Origin of the sequence: Marinococcus luteus, assembly GCF_034497705.1 — a bacterium.
Taxonomy (GTDB): Bacteria; Bacillota; Bacilli; order Bacillales; family Marinococcaceae; genus Marinococcus; species Marinococcus luteus_A.
Genome location: NZ_JAXRUV010000001.1, coordinates 123,135 through 139,580 on the forward strand (window position 1 = coordinate 123,135; position 16,446 = coordinate 139,580).

13 protein-coding genes and 1 other annotated feature (1 of these 14 cut by a window edge) are annotated in these 16,446 nt (G+C 53.8%); all 13 genes read left to right on the forward strand.

Annotation, left to right across the window (positions count from 1 at the left end):
• Positions 1-151: a binding site (T-box leader), on the forward strand (it extends 81 nt beyond the left edge of the window).
• A gap of 53 nt (positions 152-204) precedes the next feature.
• Complete coding sequence (ileS, locus tag Q9M42_RS00650) at positions 205-2,979, forward strand: isoleucine--tRNA ligase (RefSeq protein ID WP_322524612.1); 2,775 nt, start codon at positions 205-207, stop codon at positions 2,977-2,979.
• Between the two features lie 149 nt (positions 2,980-3,128).
• Entirely contained in the window at positions 3,129-3,626 is a 498-nt protein-coding gene (gene lspA, locus Q9M42_RS00655; RefSeq protein WP_322524613.1) for a signal peptidase II, read from the forward strand.
• Positions 3,607-4,509, forward strand: a complete 903-nt coding sequence (locus tag Q9M42_RS00660; protein ID WP_322524614.1) for an RluA family pseudouridine synthase — start codon at positions 3,607-3,609, stop codon at positions 4,507-4,509. Before lspA ends, Q9M42_RS00660 begins: the two co-directional genes overlap by 20 nt.
• Positions 4,510-4,729: 220 nt before the next feature.
• The gene (pyrR, locus tag Q9M42_RS00665) at positions 4,730-5,266 is read left to right on the forward strand and encodes a bifunctional pyr operon transcriptional regulator/uracil phosphoribosyltransferase PyrR (RefSeq protein WP_322524615.1); all 537 of its coding nucleotides are present in this window, start codon (positions 4,730-4,732) and stop codon (positions 5,264-5,266) included.
• A gap of 92 nt (positions 5,267-5,358) precedes the next feature.
• Positions 5,359-6,690 carry a solute carrier family 23 protein gene (locus tag Q9M42_RS00670; RefSeq protein ID WP_322524616.1) on the forward strand — a complete coding sequence of 444 codons (1,332 nt, stop codon included), beginning with the start codon at positions 5,359-5,361 and terminating at the stop codon, positions 6,688-6,690.
• A gap of 176 nt (positions 6,691-6,866) precedes the next feature.
• Positions 6,867-7,790: an aspartate carbamoyltransferase catalytic subunit gene (locus Q9M42_RS00675; protein WP_322525239.1), complete on the forward strand. Its 924-nt coding sequence runs from the start codon at positions 6,867-6,869 to the stop codon at positions 7,788-7,790.
• Positions 7,787-9,070: a dihydroorotase gene (locus tag Q9M42_RS00680; RefSeq protein WP_322524617.1), complete on the forward strand. Its 1,284-nt coding sequence runs from the start codon at positions 7,787-7,789 to the stop codon at positions 9,068-9,070. The genes Q9M42_RS00675 and Q9M42_RS00680 overlap by 4 nt, the downstream gene beginning before the upstream one ends.
• Complete coding sequence (locus tag Q9M42_RS00685) at positions 9,067-10,155, forward strand: carbamoyl phosphate synthase small subunit (protein WP_322524618.1); 1,089 nt, start codon at positions 9,067-9,069, stop codon at positions 10,153-10,155. Before Q9M42_RS00680 ends, Q9M42_RS00685 begins: the two co-directional genes overlap by 4 nt.
• 13 nt (positions 10,156-10,168) lie before the next feature.
• Complete coding sequence (gene carB, locus Q9M42_RS00690) at positions 10,169-13,384, forward strand: carbamoyl-phosphate synthase large subunit (protein WP_322524619.1); 3,216 nt, start codon at positions 10,169-10,171, stop codon at positions 13,382-13,384.
• Positions 13,381-14,163, forward strand: coding sequence for a dihydroorotate dehydrogenase electron transfer subunit (locus Q9M42_RS00695; protein WP_322524620.1), 783 nt, complete (start codon positions 13,381-13,383; stop codon positions 14,161-14,163). Before carB ends, Q9M42_RS00695 begins: the two co-directional genes overlap by 4 nt.
• Positions 14,160-15,071: a dihydroorotate dehydrogenase gene (locus Q9M42_RS00700; RefSeq protein ID WP_322524621.1), complete on the forward strand. Its 912-nt coding sequence runs from the start codon at positions 14,160-14,162 to the stop codon at positions 15,069-15,071. The genes Q9M42_RS00695 and Q9M42_RS00700 overlap by 4 nt, the downstream gene beginning before the upstream one ends.
• Complete coding sequence (gene pyrF / locus Q9M42_RS00705; protein ID WP_322524622.1) at positions 15,068-15,790, forward strand: orotidine-5'-phosphate decarboxylase; 723 nt, start codon at positions 15,068-15,070, stop codon at positions 15,788-15,790. Before Q9M42_RS00700 ends, pyrF begins: the two co-directional genes overlap by 4 nt.
• Positions 15,780-16,406 carry an orotate phosphoribosyltransferase gene (pyrE, locus tag Q9M42_RS00710; RefSeq protein WP_322524623.1) on the forward strand — a complete coding sequence of 209 codons (627 nt, stop codon included), beginning with the start codon at positions 15,780-15,782 and terminating at the stop codon, positions 16,404-16,406. Before pyrF ends, pyrE begins: the two co-directional genes overlap by 11 nt.
• The last annotated feature ends 40 nt before the right edge of the window (positions 16,407-16,446 follow it).

The following is a 16,446-nucleotide window of genomic DNA, read 5'->3' on the forward strand; positions in this document are numbered from 1 at the left end:
TTTGTTATCACCCCGGAGTTCCTTAACTGAACAAAGCAGTAAGTTAAGGCGGCTTTGAAAAAGCCGTTATTGCTAATGAAGAGACAAGCAGGGAGCCGTATGGCCTCCTGCGCTCATCAGGGTGGTACCGCGAGTCATTCTCGCCCCTATGCACAGGGGCTCCGAATGGCTCTTTTTGTTGTAAGAAAAAAGGAGGATGCGGAAATGAGTTACAAAGAATCACTGTTAATGCCAAAAACCAAATTTCCAATGCGCGGCAATCTGCCAAATAAAGAACCGGAACGCCAGAAAACGTGGAATGAGCAGGACATCTATGAGCAGGTGCAGGCCCGCACTGAAGGCCGTCCGCTGTTCGTGCTGCACGACGGGCCGCCCTATGCCAACGGGGACATCCATATGGGGCATGCCCTGAATAAAGTGCTCAAGGACTTTATCGTCCGCTATAAATCAATGACAGGCTACCATGCGCCGTATGTGCCGGGCTGGGACGTTCACGGGCTTCCGATAGAAACGGCGCTTTCGAAAAACAAGAAAGTCGACCGGAAAAAAATGACGACAGCTGAGTTCCGTGCTGCGTGCGAAGAATATGCGGAAAAACAAATTGACCGGCAGCGGGAGCAGTTTAAACGTCTCGGAGTAAGAGGCGATTGGGAGAACCCGTATGTGACGATGCATCATGAGTACGAAGCCCAGCAGATCCAGGTATTCGGCGAAATGGCCAAGCGCGGTCATATTTATAAAGGCAAAAAACCGGTCTACTGGTCGCCATCCTCAGAGTCCGCCCTGGCAGAAGCAGAGATCGAATACCACGATATGCGCTCTCCGTCGATTTACGTGTCGTTTGCGGTTAAAGACGGCAAGGACGTTCTCGAGGGTGATGAAAAGTTTATCATCTGGACGACGACCCCGTGGACGATCCCGGCAAACCTGGCGATCACTGTTCATCCAGAGCTTGACTACGTTGTCGTGAAGGCGAAGGGAGAAAAGTATGTCGTAGCCGAGGGATTGCTCGAGGAGCTTGAACAAAAGCTTGACTGGGACGGCTATGAGATTACAAAGCGCATGAAGGGCAGCGACCTGGAATACGTGATGGCTGAGCACCCTATTTACGGCCGGGATTCCCTCGTCATTCTCGGCGATCACGTAACGCTCGATGCCGGTACCGGCTGCGTGCACACAGCGCCGGGCCACGGTGAGGAAGACTTTGTGGTAGGACAGCAGTACGGTTTGGAAACACTTTGCCCCGTTGATGATAAAGGAGTGTTTACTGACGAAGCCCCGGGCTTTGAAGGACTGTTTTACGATAAGGCGAATAAAGCGATCACGAACAACCTCGATCAGCTCGGGGCGCTGTTGCAGCTGAATTTCTTCAGCCACTCGTATCCGCATGACTGGAGAACGAAAAAGCCGGTGATTTACCGGGCGACTGACCAGTGGTTTGCTTCAATCGAAAACATCCGGGGCGAGCTTTTAGACGAAATCAGCCAGGTGACATGGACCCCGGCATGGGGAGAAACGCGACTGTACAATATGGTGCGTGACCGGGGCGACTGGTGTATTTCGAGACAGCGTGCCTGGGGTGTGCCGATTCCGGTCTTTTATGCAGAGGACGGCGAAGCGCTTATTAACGATGAAACCATCCAGCACGTATCCGAGCTGTTCCGCAGCCATGGCTCCAACGTATGGTTTGAATGGGAAACAGCCGATCTGCTGCCGGAAGGGTTTATGTCGGAGCACAGTCCAAACGGCATCTTTACGAGAGAAATGGATATTATGGACGTGTGGTTCGACAGCGGATCGTCCCATCAGTCAGTGCTTGAGGCATCTCCGCTTCTGCAGCGTCCGGCTGATATGTATCTTGAAGGCTCCGATCAGTACCGCGGCTGGTTTAACTCCTCTCTTACAACAAGTGTTGCGGTTACCGGAAAAGCGCCGTACCGTTCCGTACTGAGCCACGGCTTTACGATGGACGGAGAAGGCAAAAAAATGAGCAAATCGCTCGGTAATACAATTTCGCCCAACGACATCACAAAGCAGCTCGGCGCAGATATTCTAAGGCTCTGGGTGTCGAGTGTCGACTATCAGGCGGACCACCGGCTCTCGGACAACATTTTAAAGCAGATCGCTGAAGCGTACCGTAAGATCCGTAACACGTTCCGATTTATGCTCGGAAACCTGAGCGATTTTGATCCGGATAAGCACCGGGTTGAGCCAGCGGACTGGAGCGAGCTTGACCAGTATATGCATCTGCGCCTGCAGGATTTGATTGCAAAAATCCGTGCCGGCTATGAAGAATACCAGTTTGTGAATGTTTATCAAACGTTCCACAACTTCTGCACCGTAGATTTGAGCTCGTTTTATCTTGATATCGCCAAGGACACGCTCTACGTCGAGCATGAAGACGATGTCCGCCGCCGGGCTGTGCAGACGGTACTGTATGACACGTTAACAGCTCTTGTGCAGATGATCGCACCGATCATTCCGCATACGGCCGAAGAGGTATGGGAATTCATCCCTCAGACAGAAGCTGACAGCGTACAGCTGACGGATATGCCGCAGGCGGACCGCTCGACGGAGGACGAAGAGCTCCGCCGGAAGTGGGATCGTCTCATGGACGTCCGGGACGATGTATTAAAGGCTCTCGAAACAGCGAGAGGAGAAAAAGTGATTGGCAAGTCGCTTGAAGCCTCGGTAGATATTTACGCAGATGGGGAAGTAAAGGATATGCTGCAGAGCGTAACCCGTTTAAAAACGCTATTTATTGTGTCGAAGGCAGAAATTGCCGGCTCAGCGTCAGAGGCCCCGGCGGAAGCAGCGAAGCTTGACGAAGTAAGCGTTGTTGTAGGAGCAGCGGAAGGTGAACGCTGCGAACGCTGCTGGGAAGTGACCGAAACGGTGGGAGAAGACTCGGCGTATCCGGATCTATGCAGCCGCTGTGCCTCAGTCATGCATCAAAAAGAGAACGTCAGTCAGTCATAGCATGTAAGGAGCCCCTTTCCGGCAGGGGGCTCTTTTTTTACGGAAAGTGAGGCCTGGATGGATCGACCCGGGCGCTGTTCGCACCGGCGAATATATGCTAAAATGCTAAGGATGGAACGCACACCGCAAGAGAGGATGAAAGAGTCCGTATGAAAATCATTAAGTGGCATTACCTGCTGGCTGCGCTGATTATTATTTTTGATCAGGTAACCAAATACATAGTAGCTGCCTCCATGCGTATTGGAGAAAGCATTGAAGTGGTCCCGTCTTTTTTATATCTGACCTCTCACCGGAACGCAGGAGCAGCCTTTGGTATATTGCAGGGCCAGCGTTGGTTTTTCTTAATTATTACGATCGTCGTGATAGCAGTAGTGGTGTATTACATGCAGCAGTACGGCACGCTCTCGTTTACTTTTGGCATCCCGCTGGCCCTTGTTCTAGGAGGAGCTGTTGGAAATTTCATTGACCGTATGCTATTTGGCGAAGTTATAGACTTTGTTGATGTTTACCTGTTCGCCTATAATTATCCTATTTTCAATGTCGCAGATGCTGCCCTGACAGTAGGTGTAATCTGGTTGATTATTGGTATGTTTTTAGATGAAAGATCACGAAAGAAGGAAGAAGCAAATGAATCCACGAATTATTGATGAAGAAGAGCAGGGAACAAGAATCGACCGTCTGATGACAGACGAATTGGGAGAATCGCGTTCGATCGTTCAGCAATGGGTGAAAGAGGGCTGGGTCACAGTCAACGGTGGTCGTGTGAAAAATAATTACAAGCTTCAGGCCGGCGACCGGATCGATGTCACTATACCTGAAGATAATCATGAAGAGATGACGCCGGAAGAGCTGGAGCTTGATGTACGCTATGAGGATGACGACGTGGTGGTGATTTACAAACCAAGAGGCATGGTTGTGCATCCGGCGCCGGGGCATGCCCGCGGAACATTGATGAACGGGCTTTTGCACCGCTATCCATTATGGCAGAAACATCCCGAAGCCCGGGCAGGGCTGATTCACCGCCTGGATAAGGATACATCCGGACTCCTTATAGCGGCCAAGCATCCTGAGGCTTACGAGCAGTTATCCGCCCAGATGAAGGAGCGTAAAATTGAGCGGAAATATAAAGCAATTGTGCACGGAGAGGTACCGCACGAGACAGGGAAAATTGATATGCCGATCGGCCGTGATCCCCATGACCGTCAGAAAATGGCGGCGGTGCGTGAAAACTCGAAGCCGGCAGTGACCCATTTCCATGTGCTGCAGTGGTGGCATAAGTACTCGTTTGTGGAATGTGAGCTTGAAACCGGCCGGATGCACCAGATCCGTGTGCATTTTGCCGAGATCGGTCACCCGGTGGCCGCTGATCCGAAGTACGGGCGCCGGAAGACTCTTTCTCTTCCGGGCCAGGCGCTGCATGCGTACCGCCTCCGCTTTGAGCACCCTGTGAGCGGAAATTGGGTTGAAGTGGAAGCCGAACTGCCGGAGGAGATGCAGGCTGCTATTGATGAACTTAACAAAACTAGTTGACCGCACAGAAAAAGACTGTCATACTACGTAATAACGAAAAAAACGAATGCCTTTTTAACACAGTCCCGTGAGGCTGAGAAGAGGTGGTGACTGAGCGCAGAAGTATACCCAGGGCGGCGTATGTGTAATACCCGGCCTGCGGATGAATGTGCCCGGATCCGCAAGCTCTCATCCTTACGGGATGGGGGCTTTTTTTATGAAGTAAAGGAGGATGCTGCAGATGGAACGGGTGCTTTTGGATGAACAGGCAATCCGGAGAGCTCTGACAAGGGTATCGCACGAAATTATTGAAAGAAACAAAGGCGTGGAAGACTGTATCCTGGTCGGAATCAAAACGCGGGGCATTTACATTGCCAACCGGCTCGCAGAAAGTATCGAACGGATTGAAGGAAACGCGATTCCGATTGGCGAAGTGGACATTACGATGTACCGCGATGATTTATCCCACAACAATAACAGCCAGGAGCCGGAGCTGCGCGGGGCTGTGCTTCCCGGAGAGATTACCGGAAAGACAGTAATTCTGGTGGACGATGTGTTATATACCGGACGGACCGTGCGGGCAGCCATGGACGCCATGATGGACAGCGGCCGGCCGGCACAGATCCAGTTGGCCGTGCTCGTGGACCGTGGCCACCGGGAGCTTCCCGTTCGGCCGGACTACATCGGCAAAAACGTACCGACCTCCCGGGAAGAAATTATAGCTGTCAACATGACAGAAGAAGACGGCGAAGACCAGGTAAGTATCCATTCTGCGTAACAGGATTTCTCTTTAATTTGAACCAGTGAGTTCAAAAAGGGATGAGACGAAAGCGTTTCTTCCCTCCATGCCAATATTAGTGGAGGTTTATCATGAAAAATAACGAAGATATCCATATCCAGACCCGCCCGGCCCCGGCTACGTGGCTGATTCTGAGCCTGCAGCATCTGTTCGCCATGTTCGGGTCGACAATACTGGTGCCGGCGCTTACAGGACTCAGTCCGGCCGTAGCCCTTGTTTCCAGCGGTCTTGGAACACTTGCCTATCTGGCAATTACCAAAGGACAGATACCGGCTTATCTCGGCTCATCATTCGCATTTATTTTCCCGATTATTGCCGCTTTATCCATCGGAGGTCCTGGAGGCGTTATGCTCGGATCGCTCGCTGCAGGGCTTGTTTACGGCATCACGGCGCTGATTATCCGAAAAGCGGGTGTAGGTTGGCTGATGAACATTCTGCCCCCGGTAGTAGTCGGCCCGGTCATTATGGTTATCGGCCTTGGCCTTGCGACGACAGCAATCGAAATGTCGATGAACTACAACACAGACACCGGAAACTACAATGAACCGATGCGCCATATGAGCGTAGCCGCCGTAACACTTGCGATTGTCATCGTCGCGTCTGTATTTTTCCGCGGATTTTTCCGCATCATTCCCGTACTGTTTGGCATCATTGGCGGCTACTTGACGGCACTTGCTGCCGGGATGGTAAATACAGGTGCCATTGGAGAGGCTGCCTGGATTCAGGTGCCGGATTTCTCCGTGCCGTTTGCCACATACAGTCCGGATTGGAGCTGGAGCGTTATCGCGATCATGGCCCCGATTGCACTGGTGACCATTGCTGAACATATCGGCGACCAGCTTGTATTAAGCAAAGTAGCGGAAAAAAACTTCCTCAAGTCCCCGGGTCTGCACCGCTCCATCATGGGCGACGGGGTGGCAACCATGTTTGCCGCCGTGCTTGGGGGGCCGCCCAACACGACATACGGGGAAAACATCGGGGTGCTTGCCATCACCCGCGTATTCAGCGTCTACGTGATCGGCGGAGCCGCTGTGCTCGCCATCAGCTTTGGATTTATCGGAAAGGTGGAGGCCTTTATCGCAAGCATCCCCGGAGCCGTAATGGGAGGCGTTTCGATCCTGCTGTTTGGCATCATTGCCTCGAACGGCCTCCGGATGCTGATTGATAACAACATTGACCTCGGCATTAAGCGAAACCTGATTATCAGCTCCGTCATCCTGGTGACCGGAATCGGAGGAGCGTTCATCGAAATCGGGGAATACTTTGAAATATCGAGCATGGCGCTTGCCACAGTGATCGGCATGGTGCTGCACGCAGTGCTGCCGGGGAAGGAAGATTCCTACGGCAACCGGTCGATGTTTGAATCTGTAAGTACATCTACCTCAAAAAATAAGGCAGCTTGATCATCCTTTAAGGAAGTACAGAGAGACATCCAAGGTTGAACGGCATGAAAACACTTCCGTCAGTAGATTATCCTGCGCGGGGCGTTTCTTCATACCCGTACATCTGGAGTCTTTCCGACTCCGGGTTTTTTATATAGGATCGAAGCGCTTAAAAAGGAGCGGAAACGATGATGAATATGAAATCTTCAAAAACAGCAGCAGTCCAGCATGTGCTGACGATGGAGGAATGGGATGTGCGGCAGATTCATGAGCTGCTGGCGAGGGCGAATGCATTTGCAGACATGGAGCGGGAACGGAAAAACCTTCCGTTGTACGCAGCGAACTTATTTTTTGAGCCCAGCACCCGGACCAAGCTCAGCTTTGAAGCGGCCGAACAGAACCTCGGCCTCGGGATTCTTCACTTCGATGCTGCCACCTCAAGCGTAAAAAAGGGAGAGAGTCTGTACGATACGGTGCGCACGATCGAGAGCATTGGGGCTGACGTGGTCGTTATCCGTCACGAACAGGAACGGTACTTTGATGAACTGCGGGACTCTATCAGCATCCCTATTATTAATGGAGGGGACGGCTGCGGGCATCACCCCACCCAGTCGTTTCTGGACTTAATGACAATCCAGCAGGAGTTTGGTCGGTTTGCCGGAGTGAAGGTTGTCATTGCCGGCGATATCCGGCATAGCCGGGTCGCCCGTTCAAACGTGGAGGTATTGGAGCGTCTTGGAGCGAAGGTATATGTATCGGGGCCAAGAGAATGGATGGATGAAGCGATGAGCAGCCGCTTTATACCTATGGATGAAGCGGTGGAGGTGGCGGACGTTATGATGATGCTCCGCATTCAGCATGAACGGCATACTGTCCAGCTGATAGCCGGCCCGAACGATTATCACGAAGCATACGGGCTCACCATAGAGCGTGCGCAGCGCATGAACAATAAAAGCATTATTATGCACCCGGCCCCGATCAACCGGGGCGTGGAGATCGCGGACGAGCTCGTGGAGGGCAGCCGCTCAAGAATATTCAAGCAGATGACAAACGGTGTTTTTATCCGAATGGCTGTGCTTGACCATGTATTAAGACAGGCTAAAGGAGGAGATTGGAAATGAACGGATGGATTATCAATGCGCAGGTGTTCACCTCCGGGGAAACCATCGAACCACGGGATGTACTGATTGAAAATAGGCGTATCCAGGAAATAGGCCGGGCGCCGGAGGAGGCTGAAGTAGTACTCGATGCGAAAGGAAGGCTGCTCAGTCCGGGACTGGTTGATGTGCATGTGCATCTTCGTGAGCCGGGAGGCGAGCACAAAGAAACGATCTATTCAGGTACAAAGGCGGCCGCGAAAGGCGGATTCACCACCGTTTGTCCGATGCCCAACACGTACCCGGTGCCAGACTCCGCAGGAAAGCTTGATCTGCTGTATGAACGTATCGAAGCAACGGCTGTGGTTCGTGTCCTTCCTTACGCCTCCATTACGGAAAAGCAGCAGGGGGCCGAACGTACGAACATGAAAGCTCTGAAAGAGCACGGGGCCTTTGCTTTTACAGATGACGGAGTGGGTGTGCAGGACGCCTCTGTCATGTACGAGGCCATGCAGGAAGCCGCAGCGCTCGGTATGCCGGTGGTGGCGCACTGTGAGGAAAATACGCTCGTGTACGGGGGCAGCGTGCACGCCGGGAGGTTCGCGGAAAAAAACGAACTCAAGGGCATACCGGCGGTAGCTGAATCCGTTCATATCGCCCGTGACATTCTGCTCGCTGAAGCGGCCGGCTGTCACTATCACGTATGTCACGTGAGCACGAAGGAATCTGTGCGGCTGATCCGCGATGCGAAGCGTGCCGGCATCCATGTAACAGCCGAAGTCACACCGCATCATCTGCTACTAAGTGAAGACGACATACCGGAGGTGAATACGAACTATAAAATGAATCCGCCGCTTCGCTCCCGCGGCGACCGGCAGGCGCTGCTTGAAGCCTGGCTCGACGGCACCATTGATTTTATAGCGACCGACCACGCGCCTCATGCTGCTGAAGAAAAAGCACGGCCGATAGGCGAAGCTCCGTTTGGCATTACGGGATTTGAAACGGCCTTTCCGCTTTTATATAACGAATTGGTATTAAACGGAGTATGCACTCTGGAGTACCTGGTCGCATCAATGACGGGGCGTCCGGCCGGGGTGTTCGGACTTGCTGCCGGCGCGCTATCCACCGGAGCTGCTGCAGACCTGACGCTCATAGACCTGGAGCACGAGGAAACGGTCGATCCTACTCAGTTTGTGTCAAAAGGAAAAAACACCCCATTTACCGGCTGGAGGCTGAAGGGCTGGCCAGTGCTCACGATCGTAGACGGACAGATAGTGTATGAAAAGGAAGAGGTGCAGCAATGAAGCGGAAATTAATACTGGAAAATGGAGCAGTTTTTCACGGGGAAGGCATTGGAAGCGAACGGGAAACCGTAGGGGAAGTCGTATTTAACACCGGGATGACCGGTTATCAGGAAATTTTATCCGACCCGTCCTACTGCGATCAGCTGGTGACGCTGACGTACCCGCTGATCGGCAACTACGGCATTAACCGGGATGACTTCGAAACGATGCATCCCTCTGCCGGCGGACTGATCGTCAAGGAAGCAGCTTCGCATCCGAGCAATTTCCGAAGCATCGGCACGCTCAGCGAATGGCTTTACGAAAAGGATATTCCCGGCCTGTGCGGCATTGATACACGTCGCCTGACGAAAATGATCCGGACCGCCGGCACGCTGCGCGGCAGACTATGCGTAGAAGAAGCGGAAGAGGAGGCAATCGTCCGGGAGCTGCAGCAGTGGATTGATCCCCGGGATCAGGTGTCCCGGGTCAGTACGAAAAATGCCTACCATGCACCGGGCAACGGTAAACGCGTCGTTTTGATGGATTACGGGGCTAAACACGGCATCACTCGGAACCTGCTCAGTCGTGGCTGCGATGTGTTTGTGCTCCCGTACAACGCTACGGCGAAAGAAGTGCTTGCCCTGAACCCGGACGGAGTAATGCTCAGTAACGGCCCCGGAGACCCTGAAGACGTACCGGAGGCTGTGGAGACGCTCCGTAACCTGATCGGGGAAGTGCCAGTCTTTGGCATCTGCCTCGGGCACCAACTGCTGAGTCTTGCCTGCGGGGCTACATCCTCCAAGCTTAAATTTGGCCACCGTGGGGGAAATCATCCGGTCAAGCAGGTAAAAACCGGACGGGTGGACATAACCTCCCAGAATCACGGCTATACCGTGGACCGGGATTCGCTGATGGGCACTGACCTTATACTGACGCACGTCAACGTCAATGATGGCACGGTTGAAGGCGTCGAACACCGGGAATACCCTGCCTTCAGTGTTCAGTACCACCCGGAAGCATGCCCGGGACCGAGCGATGCCAACGACTTGTTCGACCAGTTTGTCCGGTTAATGAACCGCTACGAAAAAGTACCTACTCGAATATAAAAGGGGAGTCACCATGCCAAAACGTACAGATATCCAAAAAATATTAGTGATTGGCTCTGGTCCTATAGTGATCGGCCAGGCGGCGGAGTTTGACTACGCCGGCACGCAGGCGTGCCAGGCGTTAAAGGAAGAAGGATACGAGGTCATTCTAATCAATTCCAACCCGGCAACCATCATGACGGACACTAACATTGCCGATCAGGTGTACATGGAGCCGCTCACCCTAGAATTTGTCGACCGGGTAATCCGTAAAGAACGGCCCGACGCCATTCTGCCAACCCTTGGCGGCCAGACCGGGTTGAATATGGCGATGGAGCTGCACCGTCACGGGCTGCTCGAGCGGTATGATATTTCCCTTCTTGGCACCGAGCTCTCTGCCATTGAGCAGGCAGAGGACCGGGAGTCCTTCCGGAACCTCATGTACGAGCTGAACGAGCCGGTGCCAGAAAGCACCATCGTGCACAACCTTCAGGAGGCCGAAGCCTTTGTGGATGAAATCGGCTACCCGGTCATCGTCCGTCCGGCCTATACGCTCGGCGGTACCGGCGGCGGCCTGGTGGACAATCACGACGAACTGGTGGAAATTGTCGGCTCCGGACTTAAATACAGTCCAGTAACCCAGTGCCTGCTGGAAAAAAGTATCGCCGGATTTAAAGAGCTTGAATACGAAGTGATGCGCGACAGCTCAGGACAGGCAATTGTCGTCTGCAACATGGAAAATATCGACGCGGTAGGGGTTCATACCGGTGACTCGATCGTCACGGCCCCGAGCCAGACGCTTGCCGACCGGGAGTACCATATGCTCCGGGACTCGTCCCTGAAAATCATCCGTGCGCTCGAAATTGAAGGCGGCTGCAACGTGCAGTTTGCTCTCTCCCCGGACAGCTTTGAATACTATATCATTGAAGTCAACCCGCGCGTAAGCCGCTCCTCGGCACTTGCTTCCAAAGCCACCGGCTACCCGATCGCCAAGCTTGCAGCCAAGATTGCCTCGGGATATAAGCTCGATGAACTGAAGAACCCGATTACCGGTACGACCTACGCAAGCTTCGAGCCGGCCCTTGATTACGTAGTAACGAAAATTCCCCGCTGGCCGTTCGACAAATTTGAGGCAGCGAACCGCCGGCTCGGCACACAGATGAAGGCGACCGGGGAAGTAATGGCCATCGGACGTTCATTCGAGGAGTCCATTTTAAAAGGCATCCGGTCGCTCGAACTCGGACGCGCATTTCTGACACACCTGGACTACGCAGAGGCCTCTGAAGAGAAGCTTATAGACAAGCTTATTCGTGCGGATGATGAGCGGCTGTTTTATATTGGGGAAGCATTGAAGCGCGGCTACTCGCTTGAGCAGCTGCACAGCTGGACAAAAATTGATTTGTTTTTCCTTGAAAAATTCGCCGGTATCGTCAAGGTTGCGGAAATGGCACGTGCCTATCCAAATGATGAAGAAATACTGCGGATGGCTAAGACAACCGGCATGGCTGACGAAACACTTGCGGCCTACTGGAATACGACAGAGAAGCAGGTGCGCAGTCAGCGCCTCGATCTGGGAATTACGCCTGTGTATAAAATGGTCGACACGTGTGCCGCGGAATTTGAGTCCGAAACGCCGTATTACTATTCCTCCTATGAAGAAGAAAACGAAAGCAGCAAAACCGGGCGTCCGTCTGTTATCGTCCTCGGTTCCGGCCCGATACGGATCGGGCAGGGAGTTGAATTTGACTACGCGACGGTGCATACCGTCTGGGCACTACAGGAAGCGGGATACGAAGCGATTATTATCAACAACAACCCGGAAACGGTGTCGACAGACTTCAGCGTCTCCGACAAGCTGTACTTTGAGCCGCTTACAGTGGAAGATGTAATGCACGTAGTCGATGTAGAACAGCCGGAGGGTGTCATCGTTCAATTCGGCGGTCAGACCGCCATTAACCTGGCGGATGGTCTCGCTGAGCACGGCGTAAAGATTCTGGGCACTACACTCGAGGACATGGACCGGGCAGAGGACCGGGATAAATTTGAAGCGGCGCTGCAGTCGCTTCAAATTCCTCAGCCGCTCGGCCGTACAGCGGTCAGCACAGAAGAGGCACGGGTAGTGGCTGCTGATATCGGCTATCCGGTTCTGGTCCGCCCGTCGTACGTCCTGGGTGGACGGGCGATGGAAATCGTCGGCAGTGAAAAAGAACTGCTTAACTACATGGAGCGGGCCGTACGCGTCAACCGCAAGCACCCGGTTCTGATCGATCGTTATATGGTCGGAAAAGAAGTAGAGGTCGACGCGATTTCAGATGGAGAGACAGTGCTTATACCGGGGATCATGGAGCACATTGAACGCGCCGGGGTGCATTCGGGCGATTCGATTGCGGTCTATCCATCACAGACGCTCTCAGAGAAGACGAAACAAACACTTGCCGAGCGGACGATCGCTATCGGAAAAGGACTGAACATCAAAGGTCTGCTGAACATTCAGTTCGTCATACACGAAGATGAAGTGTATGTGCTTGAAGTGAATCCACGGGCGAGCCGCACCCTGCCGTTTTTAAGTAAAATTACCGGATGTCCAATTGCAAAGCTTGCCACCCGGGTAATGGTCGGCGAAAGCCTTGCTTCCCTTGGGTACGAAAGCGGTCTATTGCCGGAGGCGGAAGGCGTTTCGGTCAAGGTGCCGGTCTTTTCCTTCGCCAAGCTCCGCCAGGTGGAAATATCGCTCGGCCCGGAAATGAAATCGACCGGAGAAGTGATGGGCCGGGATCAGACGCTCGAGAAAGCATTGTATAAAGGACTGATCGCTTCCGGGATGAAAATTCCAAATCACGGCACCGTGCTGTTCACTATCGCTGATGAATGGAAAAAGGAGGCACTTGCGCTCGCCAGGAGGTTTCATGCGATCGGCTATACGATTACAGCGACCCAGGGAACCGCGGCGTGGCTGAACAAGGAAGGCATTCCGGCTTCCTCGGTCGCTAAGGTGGAAGAAGAGTCGCCAAATATTCTGGACTTTATACGGGAAGGCAAAGCCCAGTTTGTTATCAACACGATGGAAAAACAGAAAAAAGCGGCGGCGGACGGCTTCCGGATCCGGAGGGAAGCGGTGGAAAATGAAGTAGTATGTCTCACATCCCTCGACACGGCCGGAGCCCTGTTGAAGGTGCTTGAGATGATTACCTTTTCCACAGAAGCCATGCCTGCGATGAAAGAAGATCGTACAAACGAGGTGATGGCGTGATTCAAAAAGAATGGATGAGCGTCGTTTCTATCGACGAAATCGCAGCGTCGATTTTTGAAGTTGTACTCGAAGGCGATATGCCGGAGCGTATTCAGGCACCGGGACAATTTGTGCATGTGAAGACGTCACCGCATGTCGCCCCGCTACTGCGTCGTCCGGTCAGTATTAGTGAATACTGGCCTGACCAGCGGCGGATGGCGCTGGTTTTCCGGGCTGAAGGGGAAGGTACAAGCCGGATGGCAGCCTGGCGTACAGGCGACGAAGTGGATGTGCTCGGGCCGCTCGGCAACGGGTTTGATACGAGTGACGTGAACGAAGGAGAAAAGGCGCTGATTGTCGGAGGCGGTGTCGGCGTTCCGCCACTGCTCGGTCTCGCTAAACAGCTGGTGGGCCAGGGCATCCGGGTGCAGACCGTGCTCGGCTTTGCCGATGAATCCAGTGCATTCTTCCAGGAAAGATTCAGCGCACTCGGAGACTGCTTTGTGAGTACAATTGACGGAAGTATAGGGGAGGCTGGCTTTGTCACAGATGTGATTGACCGCCAGGGTCTTTCCTACGATGCTATTTACGCCTGTGGACCGCTGCCAATGCTTCGCGCGCTCGACAGCTCCTATGCGGCCGCAAAAGGGAAGCTTTCCCTTGAGGAACGTATGGGCTGCGGCATCGGCGCGTGCTTTGCCTGTGTGTGTCACACTACAGACGACCCTGACGGGACAAGCTACCGGAAGGTTTGCAGCGACGGCCCGGTCTTTCCGTGGGGAGAGGTGGTGCTGTCATGAAACTGCATGTAAGCCTGCCCGGGCTTGAAATGAAAAACCCTGTTATGCCGGCGAGCGGGTGCTTTGGCTTTGGAAAAGAATTTTCCCAACTGTATGACCTCAATAACCTCGGAGCCATTGCGATTAAAGCGACCACCGAAGAAGCACGGTTCGGCAATGAAACACCGAGGGTGGCAGAAACAGAAGCAGGCATGCTAAACGCTATCGGTCTGCAGAACCCGGGGCTTAAAGGAGTAATTGAACAGGAGCTGCCGTGGCTTCAGCAGTTGGACACGCCGGTTCTTGCAAATGTTGCGGGAACGAAAATGGAAGACTACGAAGCGGTGGCAGCCGGACTGTCGGAATCCGGAATGGTGGCAGCGCTGGAGCTCAATATTTCCTGCCCGAATGTGAAAGAAGGGGGCATTACGTTTGGCACCGACCCGAAGCTTGCGGCAGAGCTGACGAAAAGGGTGAAGCACGTGTCTGACGTGCCTGTTTATGTCAAGCTGTCTCCCAACGTGACGGATATCACTGAAATTGCCAAAGCGGTGGAACATGCCGGCGCGGACGGCCTGTCACTGATTAACACATTATCGGGGATGAAAATTGATCCGGTGACGCGCAAGCCGCTGCTCGCCAATGAAATCGGGGGGCTTTCGGGACCGGCCATTAAGCCGGTGGCCATCCGGATGGTATATCAGGTGCGGCAGGTAACAGAACTGCCTATTATCGGTATGGGCGGCATTATGGGCATGGAGGACGTGCTGGAGTTTATGATGGCTGGAGCTGATGCGGTCGCTGTCGGAACAGCAAACATCAGCAACCCGTTTGCCTGCCCGGAAATCATTCAGGGGCTGACAGACTGGGCCGGCACAGAGGCGGCTTTGGACTGGGCCAGCTGGAAACGGGGCGGGGTGAAAGCATGAAGGACCGTCCTCTGATTATTGCCATGGACGTGCCGGATAAACCGGAGGCGGCTGCCCTGCTCGCTTCATTCGGGCAGAAATCACTATTTTTAAAAGTCGGCATGGAATTATTTTATAAAGAAGGCCCAGCGCTTGTGGAGGAATGGAAAGCACAAGGACATCGGGTATTTCTTGACTTGAAGCTGCATGATATACCCAATACGGTCCAGCGGGCTGCCGCTCAGCTGGCCCGGCTGCAGGTGGATCTTGTTACGGTCCATGCCGCTGGCGGAAGCCGGATGATGGCGGGTGCTGTAGAAGGCCTGGAGCAGGGCACCCGGGCCGGGCAGAAGAGACCTGCCTGCATAGCAGTCACTCAGCTGACGAGCACCTCCGAAACGATGCTGAACGAGGAGCTTGGCATACCGCTTTTGATGAACGAAGCGGTGGCAGCTTACGCGGATCTTGCCGAACGGTCGGGACAGGACGGCGTTGTCTGTGCTGCCGGAGAAGTGCCGCTCATTAAAAGCTCCCGGAGCCGCTCTTTTATTACCGTGACACCGGGAATACGCGGGACCGGTGAAGAGGCGGGAGATCAGGCCAGGGTAGTAACACCGCGGGGCGCAGCAGATCTTGGCAGTGACGCGATCGTCGTCGGACGCAGCATTACAAAAGCTGCTGATCCGGCTTCGGCTTATGAACAAATGGAACAGGAATGGAGAATGCCCAATGCAGAATAAAGAACTTCTCAGCAGGGATCTGCTGACCATCGAAGCAGTGACACTGCGCCCGGATGAACCGTTCACCTGGTCTTCCGGTATCCGCTCCCCAATTTACTGCGACAACCGGCTGACGCTGTCTTACCCGGACGTACGGACCCGGGTGGCAGAAGGACTGGCGGAGCTGATCCGGAGTAATTACCCTGATGCTACGATCGTCGCCGGCACCGCGACGGCCGGGATCGCTCATGCGGCGCTTGCAGCGGACAGGCTCGGCCTGCCGATGTGCTACGTGCGCGGTTCTTCCAAATCCCACGGCAAAGGCAATCAGATTGAAGGCCGGGTTACTCCAGAGGATAAAGTCGTAATCGTTGAGGATTTAATCTCCACAGGTCAAAGCATGATTACAGTCCAGCAGGCGCTTCTGGACGCAGGAGCCGACGTACTCGGAGCGGCTGCGATTTTCACGTATGAGCTGGAGGAAGCCGGAAGGCAGCTTAAAGAAGCGCAGCTGCCGGCCAAAACACTGACCAATTACTCCGCGCTGATCCAGATTGCTGCTGAGGAAGGCTACGTGCAGGAAAACGACATCGAACGTCTGCAGGAATGGAAGCAGGCCCCGGCGTCCTGGGCGTAAATACGAAAAAAAGCTTTTTCCGGACAGCTGGGCTGTGCCG

Coding starts and splice junctions, on each gene's coding strand:
- ileS (WP_322524612.1), top strand. CDS start 205: ATGAGTTACAAAGAATCACTGTTAATGCCAAAAACCAAATTTCCAATG.
- lspA (WP_322524613.1), top strand. CDS start 3,129: ATGAAAATCATTAAGTGGCATTACCTGCTGGCTGCGCTGATTATTATT.
- Q9M42_RS00660 (WP_322524614.1), top strand. CDS start 3,607: ATGAATCCACGAATTATTGATGAAGAAGAGCAGGGAACAAGAATCGAC.
- pyrR (WP_322524615.1), top strand. CDS start 4,730: ATGGAACGGGTGCTTTTGGATGAACAGGCAATCCGGAGAGCTCTGACA.
- Q9M42_RS00670 (WP_322524616.1), top strand. CDS start 5,359: ATGAAAAATAACGAAGATATCCATATCCAGACCCGCCCGGCCCCGGCT.
- Q9M42_RS00675 (WP_322525239.1), top strand. CDS start 6,867: ATGAAATCTTCAAAAACAGCAGCAGTCCAGCATGTGCTGACGATGGAG.
- Q9M42_RS00680 (WP_322524617.1), top strand. CDS start 7,787: ATGAACGGATGGATTATCAATGCGCAGGTGTTCACCTCCGGGGAAACC.
- Q9M42_RS00685 (WP_322524618.1), top strand. CDS start 9,067: ATGAAGCGGAAATTAATACTGGAAAATGGAGCAGTTTTTCACGGGGAA.
- carB (WP_322524619.1), top strand. CDS start 10,169: ATGCCAAAACGTACAGATATCCAAAAAATATTAGTGATTGGCTCTGGT.
- Q9M42_RS00700 (WP_322524621.1), top strand. CDS start 14,160: ATGAAACTGCATGTAAGCCTGCCCGGGCTTGAAATGAAAAACCCTGTT.
- pyrF (WP_322524622.1), top strand. CDS start 15,068: ATGAAGGACCGTCCTCTGATTATTGCCATGGACGTGCCGGATAAACCG.
- pyrE (WP_322524623.1), top strand. CDS start 15,780: ATGCAGAATAAAGAACTTCTCAGCAGGGATCTGCTGACCATCGAAGCA.